This window comes from Ruegeria sp. BHSC276 (genome assembly GCF_059612945.1).
The window spans coordinates 19,707-33,387 of the sequence record NZ_JBXWRP010000012.1 but is presented as its reverse complement, the minus strand read 5'-3'; the positions used below and the strand labels follow the sequence as shown (position 1 = coordinate 33,387).

Below are 13,681 nucleotides of genomic sequence, written 5' to 3'. Positions count from 1 at the left end.
GCCACAAGTTACCAGCCCTAACGCGAGATCAATGCACCGCCGTGTGCGAAAACAGATGAATGACGAGGATTCCGCCCAGAATCATCGCCAGCCCCAGCACCGCAGGCCAATCCAGCCGCTGTCCGAAAACGAGGAATCCGATCAGGGCGATTAACGTGATGCCCAGCCCGGACCAGATGGCATAAACGATGCCAACGGGCATCACCTTCAAGGTCAAAGCCATCAGGTAGAAGGCGACACCATAGCCGACCACGACCAGAACCGAAGGCCAAAACCGCGTGAATTGCTGGCTGGCCTGTAGGGCCGTGGTTCCGATGGTTTCAGCGACGACGGCCAGCAGAAGGATCAGATAGGCTTTGGGCATGAGGCGGCACCTTGTTTCGAAGTTTGCGAAGGTTGACCACAACCGGAACGGATCTGGCAAGGGCCGGGACGTGGGTTGACGCAGAGGTCAGGTAATCCAGACTATGACAAACGGTGAGTTGATGTATCGTAGTGATAGTTATTGGTGTTTTTGTTACGAGTTTTTCAGATGACGACTTTTGTCAAGTTCGTCCTTTGTGCTTCGGCACTCATTGCGGCGACTGGGTGGCTTGCGGACGGGGGGTCCGTCGAAACCGACGCAGCCTATTTGGCTGAGAGGTCAAGCAAAACTGAGATTTGATCGCGATGCGACCATGAAAAAGGAGCCCGAGGGCTCCTTTTTTTTGCGGCTTATTTCTTTTCGATGGCCTTCAATTTGGCGCGATGTTCCGACAGCTTGCGGATGACGAACTGGCGGGCCTTGCGCTCGGCCAGGCGCACGCGGATCTCGGTCAGGAAGGCCTCTTCCAGCGATTGCGAGGCCGCGCCCAGCACTTCGCCGACCTCGACATAGAATCGGTCATGGCCTGTCTCGTCCATGACCTTCATGGTGTCCTCGGCCAGTTTGGCGGCCAAGGTGGTGATGGTATCCGACATCAGCGCGTGTTCTCGGTCAGGCGACGTTTCACATAGTCGGTGACGTTGGTGATCAACGTATCCATGTGTTCGCCCTGGAAGAAATGATCGGCGCCTTCCACCTCGGTATGGGTGATGGTGATGCCTTTCTGCTCGTGTAGCTTGTTGACCAGCGCGGTGGTATCCGCAGGCGGCGCCACACGATCAGCGGTGCCGTTGATAATCAGGCCCGACGAGGGGCAGGGCGCGAGGAAAGAAAAATCATACATGTTGGCCGGCGGTGAGACGCTGATGAAGCCGGTGATCTCGGGCCGGCGCATCAGCAGTTGCATGCCGATCCAGGCCCCGAAGGAGAAGCCCGCGACCCAACAGTGTTTCGAGTTGTTGTTCATCGACTGCAGATAGTCCAGCGCCGCCGCGGCATCGCTGAGTTCGCCCACGCCCTGATCATACTCGCCCTGGCTGCGGCCGACGCCCCGGAAATTGAAGCGCAGGACCGTGAAGCCCATGTTGTAAAACGCGTAATGCAGGTTGTAGACGACCTTGTTGTTCATGGTCCCGCCGAACTGGGGATGCGGGTGCAGCACGATGGCGATCGGTGCGTCTTTTTCCTTCTGCGGGTGGTAGCGGCCTTCCAGGCGGCCTTCAGGTCCGGGAAAAATCACCTCGGGCATGTGTGCGGTTGTCCTGTCTTTTTCTCGCGGGCGCCGCGATATACTTGACGGTTATCGTCAGGCACCTTAGAACGGTTCTAATTGAGTATCGCAGCGTGAACACGCTGTCCGACGGAGATACGCATTGACTGCGGCGACGTCAATGTTTTCACGCGGTTCACGCCGGAAGGATCGAGGAAATGAAGCTGTCCACCAAAGGTCGTTATGCGATGGTTGCGCTGGCCGACATCGCGCTTCAGCCCGCCGACACCCTGGTGACGCTGGGTGAGATTTCCGAGCGTCAGGACATCTCGCTTCCTTATCTGGAACAGTTGTTCGTCAAACTGCGCCGCGCCGATCTGGTCGCATCGGTGCGCGGGCCGGGCGGCGGCTATCGTCTGGCGCGGCCAGCATCTGAAATTCGCGTAGTCGAGATTCTGTCGGCCGTCGATGAGACCGTGGACGCCATGCACAAGGGCGCTGGGGCGTCTGGGGCGTCTTCCGGCAGCCGGGCGCAGTCGTTGACCAACCGCCTTTGGGAAAGCCTGAGCGCCCATGTCTACGTTTTTCTGCACCAGACCCGGCTGTCGGATGTCATCGAGAACGAACTGGCGCCTTGTCCGGCCGTGCCTAGCCTGTTTTCTGTTGTGGATGATTGATCGGATGAGACAGGCGATGCAACCTGAACGCCTGCCGGAAAAGGTGACTCCATGAAACGTGTTTACCTGGATCACAATGCCACGACCCCGCTGCGCCCCGAGTCGCGCGACGCGATGATCGCGGCGATGGAGGTCTGCGGGAACCCGTCCTCGGTCCATGCCGAGGGGCGTGCGGCCAAGGCGATCATCGAAAAGGCGCGTGCGCAGGTGGCGGCGGCCATTGGGGCTGATGGGGCCGATATCGTGTTCACATCTGGGTCGACCGAGGGGGCGGCGCTGGCCTTGGAAGGCCGCGACCTGCACGGCGCGGCGATCGAACATGATGCCGTAAGGGCCTGGATCGTAGAAGATTTGCCGGTGTCGAGTAAAGGCGCCGTCAACGTGGCCGACCCGGCCCGTTCCACCTTGCAACTCGCGAATTCCGAAACCGGTATCATTCAGGCCTTGCCCAAGGGTCTGGCCGTCACCGATGCAACGCAGGCGTTTGGGAAACTGCCCATCGCCTTCAACTGGCTGGATGTGCAGATGGCGTTGGTCTCGGCGCACAAACTGGGCGGGCCAAAGGGCGTTGGTGCCGTGGTCATGAAACGCGGCACCGATTTGGAGGCCCGGATCAAGGGCGGTGGCCAGGAAATGGGGCGCCGGTCGGGGACGGAAAATGTCCTTGGAATCGCGGGGTTCGGCGCTGCGGCTGAAGCGGCGGCGCGGGATCTGGCAAACGGAGTTTGGGAAAAGGTTGCAGAACTTAGAAATATTCTAGAAAAGGCTCTTGAGGCTGGTTCTAAATCTACTATTTTTGTCGGGAAAGATCAGGATCGGTTGCCCAACACCCTGTGCTTTGCGACGCCCGGCTGGAAGGGCGAAACGCAGGTGATGCAGATGGATCTGTCGGGCTTTGCGATCAGCGCCGGGTCGGCCTGCTCCAGCGGTAAGGTAAGGGCAAGCGCGGTACTGACTGCGATGGGATATGACGAGGCCACGGCGGCCAGCGCGGTACGCGTTTCGCTGGGCCCCGAGACGAGTGAAGAAGACGTGCTGCGTTTCGCCGAAACGTGGCTGGAAAAAGAGAAAAAGCATCGCGCGCGGGCCGCGTGATCTGACGGAGGGTGGAACATGGCCGCTTTGGACCAGACCCAAGTAAAAGAAGGTGTCGATCAGGAAACCGTTGACGCGGTGCGCGAGGTCGGAACCTATAAATATGGGTGGGATACGGATATCGAGATGGAGTATGCGCCCAAGGGCGTGAACCCCGATATCGTCAAACTGATCTCGGAAAAGAACGAAGAGCCCGAGTGGATGACCGAATGGCGTCTGAAGGCCTTCGAGCGCTGGACCCAGATGGAAGAGCCCAAATGGGCCATGGTCCACTATCCTGAAATAGACTTCCAGGACCAGTATTACTATGCGCGGCCCAAATCGATGGAGACCAAGCCCAAGTCGCTGGACGAGGTCGATCCCAAACTGTTGGCCACTTACGAAAAGCTAGGTATCCCTTTGAAAGAGCAGATGATTCTGGCAGGCGTCGAAGGAGCCGAAGATGCCCCGGCCGAGGGCCGCAAGGTCGCCGTGGATGCGGTGTTCGACTCGGTTTCGGTTGGCACGACGTTCCAGGCCGAGCTTAAGAAGGCCGGCGTCATTTTCTGCTCGATCTCTGAGGCGATCAAAGAACACCCCGAACTGGTAAAAAAATACCTGGGCTCGGTGGTTCCGGTGTCGGACAATTTCTACGCCACGCTGAACTCGGCCGTGTTCTCGGATGGGTCGTTCGTCTATGTGCCGCCCGGCGTGCGCTGCCCGATGGAGCTGAGCACCTATTTCCGCATCAACGCCGAAAACACCGGCCAGTTCGAGCGGACGCTAATCATCGCCGACAAGGGCTCGTACGTGTCCTATCTGGAAGGCTGCACCGCGCCGCAGCGTGATACCGCGCAGCTGCACGCCGCAGTGGTCGAGATCATCGTCGAAGAAGACGCCGAGGTTAAATATTCGACCGTCCAGAACTGGTTCCCGGGCGATGAGAACGGCAAAGGCGGCATCTACAACTTCGTGACGAAGCGCGCCGATTGCCGGGGTGACCGGTCTAAAGTGATGTGGACGCAGGTCGAGACCGGCAGCGCCGTGACCTGGAAATACCCGTCCTGCATCCTGCGGGGTGATGACAGCCAGGGCGAGTTCTACTCGATCGCCATCACCAACAACTACCAGCAGGCCGATACCGGCACCAAGATGATCCATCTGGGCAAGAACACCAAGTCGCGCATCGTGTCCAAGGGCATCAGCGCGGGCAAGGCCCAGAACACCTATCGCGGGCTGGTGTCGATGCACCCCAAGGCCAAGAACAGCCGGAACTATACGCAGTGCGACAGCCTGCTGATCGGCGATAAATGCGGGGCGCACACCGTTCCGTATATCGAGGTCAAGAACAACAGCAGCCGGGTCGAGCACGAGGCCACCACCTCGAAGGTCGATGAGGATCAGCTGTTCTATTGCCGTCAGCGCGGCATGGACGAGGAAGAGGCCGTGGCGCTGGTGGTCAACGGGTTCTGCAAGGACGTGCTGCAGGCGCTGCCGATGGAGTTTGCCATGGAGGCCCAGCAGCTTGTCGCGATCTCGCTGGAAGGCTCGGTCGGCTGATGGCCCGCTCGCTGCGCAACCGCAGGTGTGATGTCCTGACCGCAGCGTCTTATGCACTGCCGGTTCTGGGCGGCTTGCTGGGCGCGACCTATGTCAACGTCAACTACACCGATTTCATCAACCCGGTCTGGGCGATCGGCGGCGGGGCGGTCCTGGGATGGATCGCGGCGCGGTTGCTGCGCAGAGTGCCGGGATAGGAACAGATTGGGGCCGGCGCGTCCCTACGATACGCAAAAGGACAAAAAATGCTGGAAATCAAGAACCTGCACGTCAAGCTTGAGGAAGAGGAAAAACAGATCCTCAAGGGCGTGGATCTGACGGTCGAGGCCGGTAAGGTACATGCAATTATGGGGCCGAATGGCTCAGGCAAGTCGACGCTCAGCTATGTGCTGTCGGGCCGTGACGGGTACGAGGTGACCGAGGGTGCGGCCACGCTGGATGGCGCAGACCTGCTGGAGATGGAGCCGGAAGAGCGCGCCGCGGCGGGTCTGTTTCTGGCGTTCCAGTACCCGGTCGAGATCCCGGGCGTGGGCAACATGACCTTCCTGCGCACCGCCGTGAACGCCCAGCGCAAGGCGCGCGGCGAGGAAGAGCTCTCTGCTGCGGATTTCCTCAAGTTGGTGCGCGAAAAGGCCAAGTCGCTGAAAATCGACGCCGACATGCTGAAGCGCCCCGTGAACGTTGGTTTCTCGGGTGGTGAGAAGAAGCGCAACGAAATCCTGCAGATGGCGATGCTGGAGCCCAAGATGTGCATCTTGGACGAGACCGACTCGGGCCTTGACGTGGATGCTATGAAGCTGGTGGCCGAGGGCGTGAACGCGCTGCGCGACGAAGGCCGCGGGTTCCTGGTGATCACGCACTATCAGCGCCTGCTGGACCACATCAAACCCGACGTGGTGCACATCATGGCCGACGGCCGGATCGTCAAGACCGGCGGGCCCGAGCTGGCGCTGGAAGTTGAAAACAACGGTTACGCCGACATTCTTGCCGAGGTGAACTGATGGCTTTGCCCGACGTGAAACAAACCGCGACCGAGGCGCGGCTGGCCACGCTGCGCATGCCCGAAGCCGGCTGCACCCGCGAGGCACGCGAGGCGGCCTTGGCCCGACTGCGTGCCATGGGTCTGCCCGGGCGGCGCGACGAGTATTGGAAATATACGCGTCCCGATACGCTGAACTCGCCCGAGGCCCCGGCGGCCGAGGTGTTCCACACCGACGAGCCGATGGTCTTTGACGGGTTCGACCGCCTGAAGATCGTCTTCGTCGATGGTGTGTTCAGCCCCGAGGACAGCGATGACCTGACGCTGGAAGGCGTGAGCATCGACCGGCTTGAGGATATATGCTGCAAGGACATCCATTGGGCCAAGCAGCTGTATGGCGTGCTCGAAGAGCGGGGCCAGACCCCGGTTCAGCGCCCGCTGGCGGCTCTGAACACCGCCTTTGCGCAGGACGGCGTGGCGATCCACGTGACCGGCAAGCCGTCCAAGCCTATCAGCCTGATCTATCGCCACGAATCCGAAAGCTCGGATGCGATCCTGCACCACGTGATCCGCGTGGAAAGCGGCGCCGAGGTGACAATCCTTGAGAATGGTCCTGCTGCCTCGCGGTTCAACAAGTGCATCGAGATCGACATTGCCGACGGCGGCACACTACACCATGTGCGGGCGCAGGGCAGGGATCATCAGCGCCGCGCCGCTACGCATATGTTCACCCGGCTGGGCAAGGAGTCCGTCTATAAATCTTTCACCCTGACCGTGAATGGCGTGCTGACGCGCAATGAACAGGTGGTTGAGCTGACTGGCGACGATGCGGTGGCTCATGTGGCCGGCGCCTGTGTGGGCGATGGCGACTTCCACCATGACGACACGGTGTTCATCACCCATGACGCGGTGCACTGCGAAAGCCGCCAGGTGTTCAAAAAGGTTCTGCGCAACGGCGCGATCGGCGTGTTCCAAGGCAAGATCCTCGTCAAGGAAGGCGCCCAGAAGACCGACGGCTACCAGATCAGCCAGTCTTTGCTGCTGGATGATGACAGTCAGTTTCTCGCCAAGCCCGAGCTTGAGATCTATGCCGACGACGTGGCCTGTTCGCACGGGTCGACCTCGGGCGCGATCGACGAGACCGCACTGTTCTACCTGCGCTCGCGCGGGGTTCCGGCCAAGGACGCAACGAATATGTTGACGCTGGCCTTTTTGGCCGAAGCCGTGGAAGAGATCGAAGACGAAGCGCTGGCCGAGGACATCGTCTCGCGGCTGGAAGGCTGGTTGGCGCGGCACAGCTGATGCCGGTGACCACCGATATCGTTGCCACCTATCGCGGCCCCGGCCGCGTGGTGCGCCGTCTTCTGGAGATGGGTCCGCGCGAAGACCGTGCGTTGGTCTTCGTCATGGCCTTCTGCGTGATCGGCTTTGTCGCCCAGTTGCCGGGGTTGGCGCGTCGGGCCCATCTTGAGGGGCTGGATCTGAACATGCTGATGGGCGGGGCCTTGCTGGGCTCGGTATTTATGCTGCCGCTAATGTTCTACGCTCTTGCGTGGGCATCCGGCGGAATCGCCCGGCTGCTGGGCGCGCCGATCACATCCTACAGGGCGCGGGTTGCGTTGTTCTGGGCGCTTCTGGCGTCGTCGCCACTGGTTCTGCTGAATGGCTTGATTGCCGGCTTCATCGGCCCCGGTCCGGTACTGACGGGGGCCGGCCTGCTTTGGGTTGCGGTTTTCGTGTGGTTCTGGTTTTCGGGTCTGGCACAGGCATCGAGGACTGCAACATGAACAGCGCCTTTCTGGGCAACCTCGCCATTCTGACCCTCGCCAATCCGGCCGAGGCCGCGCGTCGGCTGCTGGCGTCCATTCCTCCACGCGAAGTGCTGTGGATCGCACTGGCGCTGGTCGTGGTTCTGAACGCCTTGGCGCAGTCAGCATCGACGCTGGTCTTCCCGGCGCTGGATCCGTCGCTGAGCATGACTTTTGAACCGGTCGTGCAGTCGTTGGCGACTTCGGCCGGGGCTTTGGCGCTGAGCATTTTCGCCTTTCTGTTTGTCGGGCGGATGTTGGGCGGAACCGCCAGTCTGGATGGGATCATGGTTCTGATGATCTGGCTGCAATTTCTACAGATTTTGGGTCAGCTGATCATCTTCGTGGTGGTTCTGGTGATGCCCGCGATGTTTCTGATGCTGGTCCTCGCCATGAGCCTGTACAGCCTGTACATCAGCCTGCATTTCGTGAATCAGGCGCATCAGTTTCATTCGTTGGGCAAATCCTTCGTGGTGATTCTGATCTCGGGGCTGCTGGCTATTCCGTTCGTTCTGATGATGACCCCCAGCGGGCCGGTCTAGGGAATCTTGTCCATGTATGATGTCCAGAAAATCCGCGCTGATTTCCCGATTCTTTCGCGGCAGGTGAACGGGAAACCCCTGACCTATCTCGACAATGGGGCGTCGGCGCAGAAACCCCAGGTGGTGATCGATGCGGTCACCAACGCCTATGCGCACGAGTATTCGAACGTGCATCGCGGATTGCACTATCTGTCGAACCTGGCCACCGAGAAATACGAAGCCGTGCGCGGCACCGTCGCGCGGTTTCTTGGGGTGGCCGACGAGAACGAGATCGTGCTGAACTCGGGGACGACCGAGGGCATCAATCTGGTTGCCTATGGCTGGGCCATGCCGCGGATGCAGGCCGGCGACGAGATCGTTCTGAGCGTCATGGAGCATCATGCCAACATCGTACCCTGGCACTTCCTGCGCGAACGCCAAGGTGTCGTTCTGAAATGGGTGGATGTGGATGCCAACGGCGCTCTGGACCCGCAGGCTGTGATCGACGCCATCGGGCCCAGGACCAAACTGGTGGCAGTTACGCATTGCTCGAACGTTCTGGGCACGGTGGTCGACGTCAAGGCGATCACCGAAGGCGCCCATGCCAAGGGCGTGCCCGTGCTGGTCGACGGCAGCCAAGGCGCGGTGCACATGCCGGTGAACGTGCAGGACATTGGCTGCGATTTCTACGCCATCACCGGGCACAAACTGTATGGGCCTTCTGGATCCGGTGCCATTTTCATCAAGTCCGAGCGGATGGCGGAAATGCGCCCCTTCATCGGCGGCGGCGACATGATCAAGGAGGTCTCGAAGGAGGCAGTGATCTACAATGATCCGCCGATGAAGTTCGAAGCAGGAACGCCGGGTATCGTGCAAACCATCGGTTTGGGTGTCGCGCTGGACTACATGATGGATCTGGGCATGGAAAACATAGCCGCGCACGAGGCGGGCCTGCGTGACTATGCCATGCAGCGGCTGGGTGGGCTCAACTGGCTGCAGGTGCAGGGAACTGTGCCGGACAAGGCGGCGATCTTCAGCTTTACGCTGGATGGCGCAGGTCATGCGCATGACGTGTCGACAATTCTGGACAAGAAAGGCGTCGCCGTCCGCGCCGGCCACCATTGCGCCGGACCGTTGATGGATCACCTGGGCGTCACCGCAACCTGCCGCGCCAGCTTTGGCCTATATAACACAAAGGACGAGGTCGACACTCTGGTCGAGGCGCTGGAACTGGCGCATGATCTTTTCGCCTGATCCGGCCGGAAATTGCATTCCGGTACGTGCAAAATCCGGTTGCACCCGGATCGGAACAAGGTTAGCTAACGGCCAACGCACCTGTAGCTCAGCTGGATAGAGCGCTGCCCTCCGAAGGCAGAGGCCAGAGGTTCGAATCCTCTCAGGTGCGCCACTTCCGAGAACCATGATAGCAAATCCGGAAACGCAACGCGTGCGCCTGCCGTCTCGTATGGCGATTGGGCGGGGGGCAAAACAAAAAGCCCCGGGCGCGGGGGCTCCGGGGCGGCAGGTGGAACACCGGGCTGTGGCTTCAGCCGCGCCAAGTGCGGACGTCACCACAATCCATATGCACGAAATTCGAGCGGTAGTACTGACCAACACCGCCGGCACGGCAGGACATTGCCGCTTTGGCCATCTGCGACACAGAGCGCGATGCCAGTCGCAGATCCGCAGCTTGGCCTTTCATATGCAGTGAATTGCGCGCGACACCACGCGAGCGGCGGCGCAGCATCGCATTTGTCTGCGGCGACCGATAGCCCGAAAGAAGCATGTAAGGCTCATTTACGTCCAACAGGTTGTGTGCGGCGGCCATGATGTCGATGGTGCGCAGGTCGATGTTGGTAGACTGATCTGTGCGCCAATCGCGCATGAAATGATTGATCTCTTTCACGGCGTCTTTGATGTATTTCCCATCGACCCAATAGATCATGTCGATGCGTTCGCCGGTGCGCCCGGAATACATGCGGATGCGACGGATGTCACCGCCACCGCGGAGAAATCCTGCTGCATTCGCGTAGGTCGGTGCTGCGGTTACGGCCGTGGCCGCAAATGCGCCCAGAAGGGCACGCCGGGTGATTCCCGATGCACTGCTCTTGGTCATTTCGTGTTCGTCCCGTACTGTTCCTGCCTGCACACGATGTTACGCGCGCTTTCTTTATTTAATTCCATCCCAGATGCCGAAATGTATGCCACACCGGGATTCGGTGGCCAAGAAGTCTTTGGGTCGCAGGTACGCCACCGGGAATTTTCGGCAAATTTTTGCGCACGTGATGCAAAATTCACCCGCTTGCGTGTTTCGATGCCCCAAAGATGCAAGCGCGCATCACGCCGAAGCCGATCCGCCCGATCCGGGCTTTGTGAATGGACAATCCGCCACCCGCTGACCAATACTTGGACGGCTCGGGAAATGGTTGCGCAAGTTGTTGATTGAATTGAGGTACGGAATGAATTTCATCCATGGGAGAACACGTCGGTTGCTGATGGTTGCCGGTCTCGTGCTTGCGGTTGGGCACACCCCGGCCACGGCACAGGACGCGGTACAGACCGCATTTCGGATGGCAGTTGCGGAAAGCACGCTTCGCCAGGACGAAATCGCCGCGTTTTATCAGTCTAATGGGTTTTCCGCGCTCTGGGTCGGTGACGGGCCCGAGTATGTCGCGCGGCGTACGGCGCTTATCAAGGCCCTGTCCTCGGCGCATCTACACGGCCTGCCAACCGGAACCTATGACGTCGAAGGCCTGCTGGCGCGGATGGAAAACGCGCGGACGCCTCGCGAACTTGGTGCGGTCGAAGCGGCGCTCAGCCTCGCATTTGTCCGGTACGCACGCGACGTGCAATCGGGCGTTCTGCGCCCGTCCGAGATCGACGACGGCTTGGTTCGTCCCGTGGCCGTGCGACCGGCATCCGAGCACCTGTCGGCCATGCTGGCTGATGACGAAGGAGCTTACGTATCGCAACTTGCCCCGCGATCCAACCAATATCGCGCTCTTATGAAGCAGAAGCTGGCTCTGCAGGAGCTGATCCGCCATGGAGGTTGGGGGCCGACCGTACCCAACGGGAAATACGAACGCGGCGCAAGCGGGGCCGGGGTTTTGAAACTGCGTAACAGGCTGGTTTCGATGGGCTTCATGAAGCCGACGGCCAGCCCCGTCTACGATGACGCGATGGTTTCGGCGGTGCAGGCCTTTCAGCGCGCGCATGGGCTGGAACCCGACGGAGTCGCCGGGCAGGGCACGGTGGCCGAGATCAACAGGTCCCCCGCCGACCGCCTGAAATCGGTCATCGTCGCGCTCGAGCGCGAGCGTTGGCTGCCGGCTGATCGCGGTGAGCGGCATATTCTGGTCAACCAGGCGGATTTCTCGGCCAAGATCGTTGACGAAGGGCGCGTCACCTTTGAAACCCGCGCCGTAATCGGCAAAAACACCCATGATCGCCGCAGTCCCGAGTTTTCGGATCAGATGGAACACATGGTGATTAATCCCAGCTGGCACGTGCCACGGTCGATCATCACCAAGGAGTATCTGCCGAAACTGCGGGCCAACCCCAATGCCGTACGCCATCTGGAAATCACCGACCGGCGGGGGCGACAGGTGGACCGCGGGGCCGTAGATTTCAACCAGTTCTCGGCCAGAAGCTTTCCCTTTGCCATGCGCCAGCCGCCGGGGCAGAGCAACGCCCTTGGATTGGTCAAGTTCATGTTCCCGAACAAATACAACATCTACCTGCATGACACGCCGCAAAAAAGCCTGTTCGCGCGCGAGGTCCGGGCCTTTTCCCACGGATGCATCCGTCTGGCTCAACCGTTCGAGTTCGCCTATGCGCTGCTGGCGCGGCAGGAAGAGGACCCCAAGGCGTTTTTCCACCGGATCCTGAATACCGGCAAGGAAACAAAGGTGGATCTGGACCAGCCCGTTCCGGTGCATCTGATCTACCGCACTGCTTATATCGCGCCGAAGGGCGATGTGCAGTATCGTCGCGACGTTTATGGCCGGGATGCCAAGATCTGGGACGCGCTGCAAAAAGCGGGGGTGGTCCTGCCCGACGTTCAGGGGTAATCACGGGGCAGATCCTGTCACGAGGAAGCCCGCGATGCAGTTTACTTTGCAGCAGATTGCCGACGCCCTGGGGGCGCCGGCCGAAGGAAACACCAGCCTGACGATCCTGCGGGCGGCGGAACCGGCCGACGCCGGTCCGACCGATCTGGCCATGGCGATGGCACCGAAATATGCCGAGGCTCTGGCAAAGGGTGCGGCGCGTTGTGCCGTGGTCTGGGAAGGCGCCGACTGGAAGGCCATGGGCCTTGAGGGCGCAATCTTCGTGACCCGCCCGCGCATGGCGATGGCGGGCATCACCACGATGCTGGACCGGGGGCAGGGTGTCGAGCCCGGCGTGCATCCCTCGGCCGTCGTGGATCCGACCGCCGAGATCGGCGAGGGTGTCTCGATCGGCCCGCTCTGCGTCATCGGCCCGCGCGCGCGGATCGGCGCGGGGTCCGTGATCGGTGCGCAATGCCATGTGGGTATGGATGTGGTTCTGGGCGAAAACTGTCTGCTGCGCGAGATGGTCAGCATCGGCGCGCGCGCGGCGATCGGAGACCGCTTCATCGCCCAACCCGGCGCCCGGATCGGCGGCGACGGGTTCAGTTTCGTCACGCCCGAGGTCTCGGGCGTTGAAAACGTGCGTAAGACGATGGGAGATGCCGGCGACGCCAAGGCACAAAGCTGGCTGCGTATCCATTCGCTGGGCGCGGTCGAGATCGGCGACGATGTCGAGGTCGGCGCCAACTGCACCGTCGACAACGGCACAATCCGCAACACCGTGATCGGAAGCGGGTCGAAACTCGACAACCTCGTGCATGTGGGCCACAACACCCGGGTCGGGCGCGACTGCCTGCTGTGCGGCCAGACCGGCGTGTCCGGCTCGGTCGAGATCGGCAACAACGTGGTTCTGGGCGGGCAGACAGGCGTCGTCGACAATATCTTCATCGGAGACGGGGTGATCGCGGGCGGCGGAACCAAGATCCTGTCGAACGTGCCGGCCGGGCGTGTGATCATGGGCTATCCGGGCGTGAAAATGTCCACGCATACCGATATCTACAAGGCACAGCGCCGCCTGCCGCGCATCGCGCGTGACGTTGAGGCGTTGAAAAAGGCGGTTTTCAAACAGCCGCCGAGCGACTAAATCAACGCCAACGCGACAATCAGGGGAATGACATGAGCATCAGCGACCGCGTCATCGCAATCATTGCCGAGCAGGCCGTGCTGGAGCCATCGGACGTGACGCCCGAAAGTACGCTCGAGGATCTGGGGATCGACAGTCTGGGCCTGGTTGAAAGCATCTTCGCGATCGAGGAAGAGTTCGACATCTCCATCCCGTTCAACGCCAATGAACCCGAGGCCAGCGATTTCGACATCTCGAACGTGGCGGCGATCATTGCTGGCATCGAAAAGCTCGTGGCGGAAAAGGTCTGACA

General features: G+C 60.8%; 16 protein-coding genes and 1 tRNA gene. 13 read left to right on the top strand and 4 right to left on the bottom strand.

Annotated features, from left to right (window positions below):
* Positions 1–28: 28 nt before the first annotated feature.
* The 3 genes from AC2FMD_RS17225 to AC2FMD_RS17215 form a co-directional block, all read right to left on the bottom strand.
* Complete coding sequence (locus AC2FMD_RS17225; RefSeq protein ID WP_496678323.1) at positions 29–364, bottom strand: DMT family transporter; 336 nt, start codon at positions 362–364, stop codon at positions 29–31.
* 350 nt (positions 365–714) lie between these two features.
* Positions 715–960, bottom strand: a complete 246-nt coding sequence (locus AC2FMD_RS17220) for a hypothetical protein (protein ID WP_490360389.1) — start codon at positions 958–960, stop codon at positions 715–717.
* Positions 960–1,613: an alpha/beta hydrolase gene (locus tag AC2FMD_RS17215; RefSeq protein ID WP_490360388.1), complete on the bottom strand. Its 654-nt coding sequence runs from the start codon at positions 1,611–1,613 to the stop codon at positions 960–962. The genes AC2FMD_RS17220 and AC2FMD_RS17215 overlap by 1 nt, the downstream gene beginning before the upstream one ends.
* Positions 1,614–1,792: 179 nt before the next feature.
* Here AC2FMD_RS17215 and iscR point away from each other — a divergent pair, with 179 nt between their 5' ends.
* The 10 genes from iscR to AC2FMD_RS17165 all read left to right on the top strand — a co-directional run bounded on the left by iscR (position 1,793) and on the right by AC2FMD_RS17165 (position 9,601).
* Entirely contained in the window at positions 1,793–2,251 is a 459-nt protein-coding gene (iscR, locus tag AC2FMD_RS17210; protein ID WP_496689335.1) for a Fe-S cluster assembly transcriptional regulator IscR, read from the top strand.
* 51 nt (positions 2,252–2,302) lie between these two features.
* Entirely contained in the window at positions 2,303–3,346 is a 1,044-nt protein-coding gene (locus AC2FMD_RS17205; protein ID WP_496713540.1) for a cysteine desulfurase family protein, read from the top strand.
* Positions 3,347–3,364: 18 nt separating this feature from the next.
* Positions 3,365–4,885 carry a Fe-S cluster assembly protein SufB gene (gene sufB, locus AC2FMD_RS17200; protein WP_496678328.1) on the top strand — a complete coding sequence of 507 codons (1,521 nt, stop codon included), beginning with the start codon at positions 3,365–3,367 and terminating at the stop codon, positions 4,883–4,885.
* The gene (locus AC2FMD_RS17195) at positions 4,885–5,082 is read left to right on the top strand and encodes a hypothetical protein (RefSeq protein WP_496742293.1); all 198 of its coding nucleotides are present in this window, start codon (positions 4,885–4,887) and stop codon (positions 5,080–5,082) included. Before sufB ends, AC2FMD_RS17195 begins: the two co-directional genes overlap by 1 nt.
* A 48-nt stretch (positions 5,083–5,130) precedes the next feature.
* Positions 5,131–5,886 carry a Fe-S cluster assembly ATPase SufC gene (gene sufC, locus AC2FMD_RS17190; RefSeq protein ID WP_496678332.1) on the top strand — a complete coding sequence of 252 codons (756 nt, stop codon included), beginning with the start codon at positions 5,131–5,133 and terminating at the stop codon, positions 5,884–5,886.
* Positions 5,886–7,166 carry a Fe-S cluster assembly protein SufD gene (sufD, locus tag AC2FMD_RS17185; RefSeq protein WP_496742294.1) on the top strand — a complete coding sequence of 427 codons (1,281 nt, stop codon included), beginning with the start codon at positions 5,886–5,888 and terminating at the stop codon, positions 7,164–7,166. The genes sufC and sufD overlap by 1 nt, the downstream gene beginning before the upstream one ends.
* Positions 7,166–7,651 carry a YIP1 family protein gene (locus tag AC2FMD_RS17180; protein WP_496678335.1) on the top strand — a complete coding sequence of 162 codons (486 nt, stop codon included), beginning with the start codon at positions 7,166–7,168 and terminating at the stop codon, positions 7,649–7,651. Before sufD ends, AC2FMD_RS17180 begins: the two co-directional genes overlap by 1 nt.
* On the top strand, positions 7,648–8,214 hold the full coding sequence (locus AC2FMD_RS17175; protein WP_496678336.1) for a Yip1 family protein: 567 nt from the start codon (positions 7,648–7,650) through the stop codon (positions 8,212–8,214). The genes AC2FMD_RS17180 and AC2FMD_RS17175 overlap by 4 nt, the downstream gene beginning before the upstream one ends.
* A 12-nt stretch (positions 8,215–8,226) precedes the next feature.
* A complete protein-coding gene (locus AC2FMD_RS17170; protein WP_496678338.1) occupies positions 8,227–9,447 on the top strand; it encodes a cysteine desulfurase in 1,221 nt (406 codons plus the stop codon).
* Positions 9,448–9,524: 77 nt separating this feature from the next.
* Positions 9,525–9,601: transfer RNA gene (locus tag AC2FMD_RS17165), tRNA-Arg, on the top strand.
* 138 nt (positions 9,602–9,739) lie between these two features.
* Here AC2FMD_RS17165 and mepK read toward each other — a convergent pair.
* Positions 9,740–10,309, bottom strand: coding sequence for a peptidoglycan L,D-endopeptidase MepK (gene mepK, locus AC2FMD_RS17160; RefSeq protein ID WP_496678339.1), 570 nt, complete (start codon positions 10,307–10,309; stop codon positions 9,740–9,742).
* A 343-nt stretch (positions 10,310–10,652) separates the two neighbouring features.
* Between mepK and AC2FMD_RS17155 the strand changes: the two genes are divergently transcribed.
* From AC2FMD_RS17155 to AC2FMD_RS17145, 3 genes are read left to right on the top strand one after another with little or no spacing between them, the layout of a single operon-like run.
* A complete protein-coding gene (locus AC2FMD_RS17155) occupies positions 10,653–12,263 on the top strand; it encodes a L,D-transpeptidase family protein (RefSeq protein ID WP_496795277.1) in 1,611 nt (536 codons plus the stop codon).
* A 34-nt stretch (positions 12,264–12,297) separates the two neighbouring features.
* Positions 12,298–13,389 (top strand): UDP-3-O-(3-hydroxymyristoyl)glucosamine N-acyltransferase, encoded by a 1,092-nt coding sequence (gene lpxD / locus AC2FMD_RS17150; RefSeq protein WP_496795276.1) that lies wholly within the window; start codon positions 12,298–12,300, stop codon positions 13,387–13,389.
* A gap of 32 nt (positions 13,390–13,421) precedes the next feature.
* The gene (locus AC2FMD_RS17145) at positions 13,422–13,679 is read left to right on the top strand and encodes an acyl carrier protein (protein ID WP_149774345.1); all 258 of its coding nucleotides are present in this window, start codon (positions 13,422–13,424) and stop codon (positions 13,677–13,679) included.
* Positions 13,680–13,681: the final 2 nt, after the last annotated feature.

Bases quoted from the DNA above. Each gene is read 5' to 3' on its own strand.
- AC2FMD_RS17195 (WP_496742293.1), top strand. From the start codon at position 4,885: ATGGCCCGCTCGCTGCGCAACCGCAGGTGTGATGTCCTGACCGCAGCG.
- iscR (WP_496689335.1), top strand. From the start codon at position 1,793: ATGAAGCTGTCCACCAAAGGTCGTTATGCGATGGTTGCGCTGGCCGAC.
- AC2FMD_RS17215 (WP_490360388.1), bottom strand. From the start codon at position 1,613: ATGCCCGAGGTGATTTTTCCCGGACCTGAAGGCCGCCTGGAAGGCCGC.
- AC2FMD_RS17205 (WP_496713540.1), top strand. From the start codon at position 2,303: ATGAAACGTGTTTACCTGGATCACAATGCCACGACCCCGCTGCGCCCC.
- AC2FMD_RS17170 (WP_496678338.1), top strand. From the start codon at position 8,227: ATGTATGATGTCCAGAAAATCCGCGCTGATTTCCCGATTCTTTCGCGG.
- sufD (WP_496742294.1), top strand. From the start codon at position 5,886: ATGGCTTTGCCCGACGTGAAACAAACCGCGACCGAGGCGCGGCTGGCC.
- sufC (WP_496678332.1), top strand. From the start codon at position 5,131: ATGCTGGAAATCAAGAACCTGCACGTCAAGCTTGAGGAAGAGGAAAAA.
- AC2FMD_RS17225 (WP_496678323.1), bottom strand. From the start codon at position 364: ATGCCCAAAGCCTATCTGATCCTTCTGCTGGCCGTCGTCGCTGAAACC.
- mepK (WP_496678339.1), bottom strand. From the start codon at position 10,309: ATGACCAAGAGCAGTGCATCGGGAATCACCCGGCGTGCCCTTCTGGGC.
- sufB (WP_496678328.1), top strand. From the start codon at position 3,365: ATGGCCGCTTTGGACCAGACCCAAGTAAAAGAAGGTGTCGATCAGGAA.
- AC2FMD_RS17220 (WP_490360389.1), bottom strand. From the start codon at position 960: ATGTCGGATACCATCACCACCTTGGCCGCCAAACTGGCCGAGGACACC.
- AC2FMD_RS17155 (WP_496795277.1), top strand. From the start codon at position 10,653: ATGAATTTCATCCATGGGAGAACACGTCGGTTGCTGATGGTTGCCGGT.
- AC2FMD_RS17145 (WP_149774345.1), top strand. From the start codon at position 13,422: ATGAGCATCAGCGACCGCGTCATCGCAATCATTGCCGAGCAGGCCGTG.
- AC2FMD_RS17175 (WP_496678336.1), top strand. From the start codon at position 7,648: ATGAACAGCGCCTTTCTGGGCAACCTCGCCATTCTGACCCTCGCCAAT.
- lpxD (WP_496795276.1), top strand. From the start codon at position 12,298: ATGCAGTTTACTTTGCAGCAGATTGCCGACGCCCTGGGGGCGCCGGCC.
- AC2FMD_RS17180 (WP_496678335.1), top strand. From the start codon at position 7,166: ATGCCGGTGACCACCGATATCGTTGCCACCTATCGCGGCCCCGGCCGC.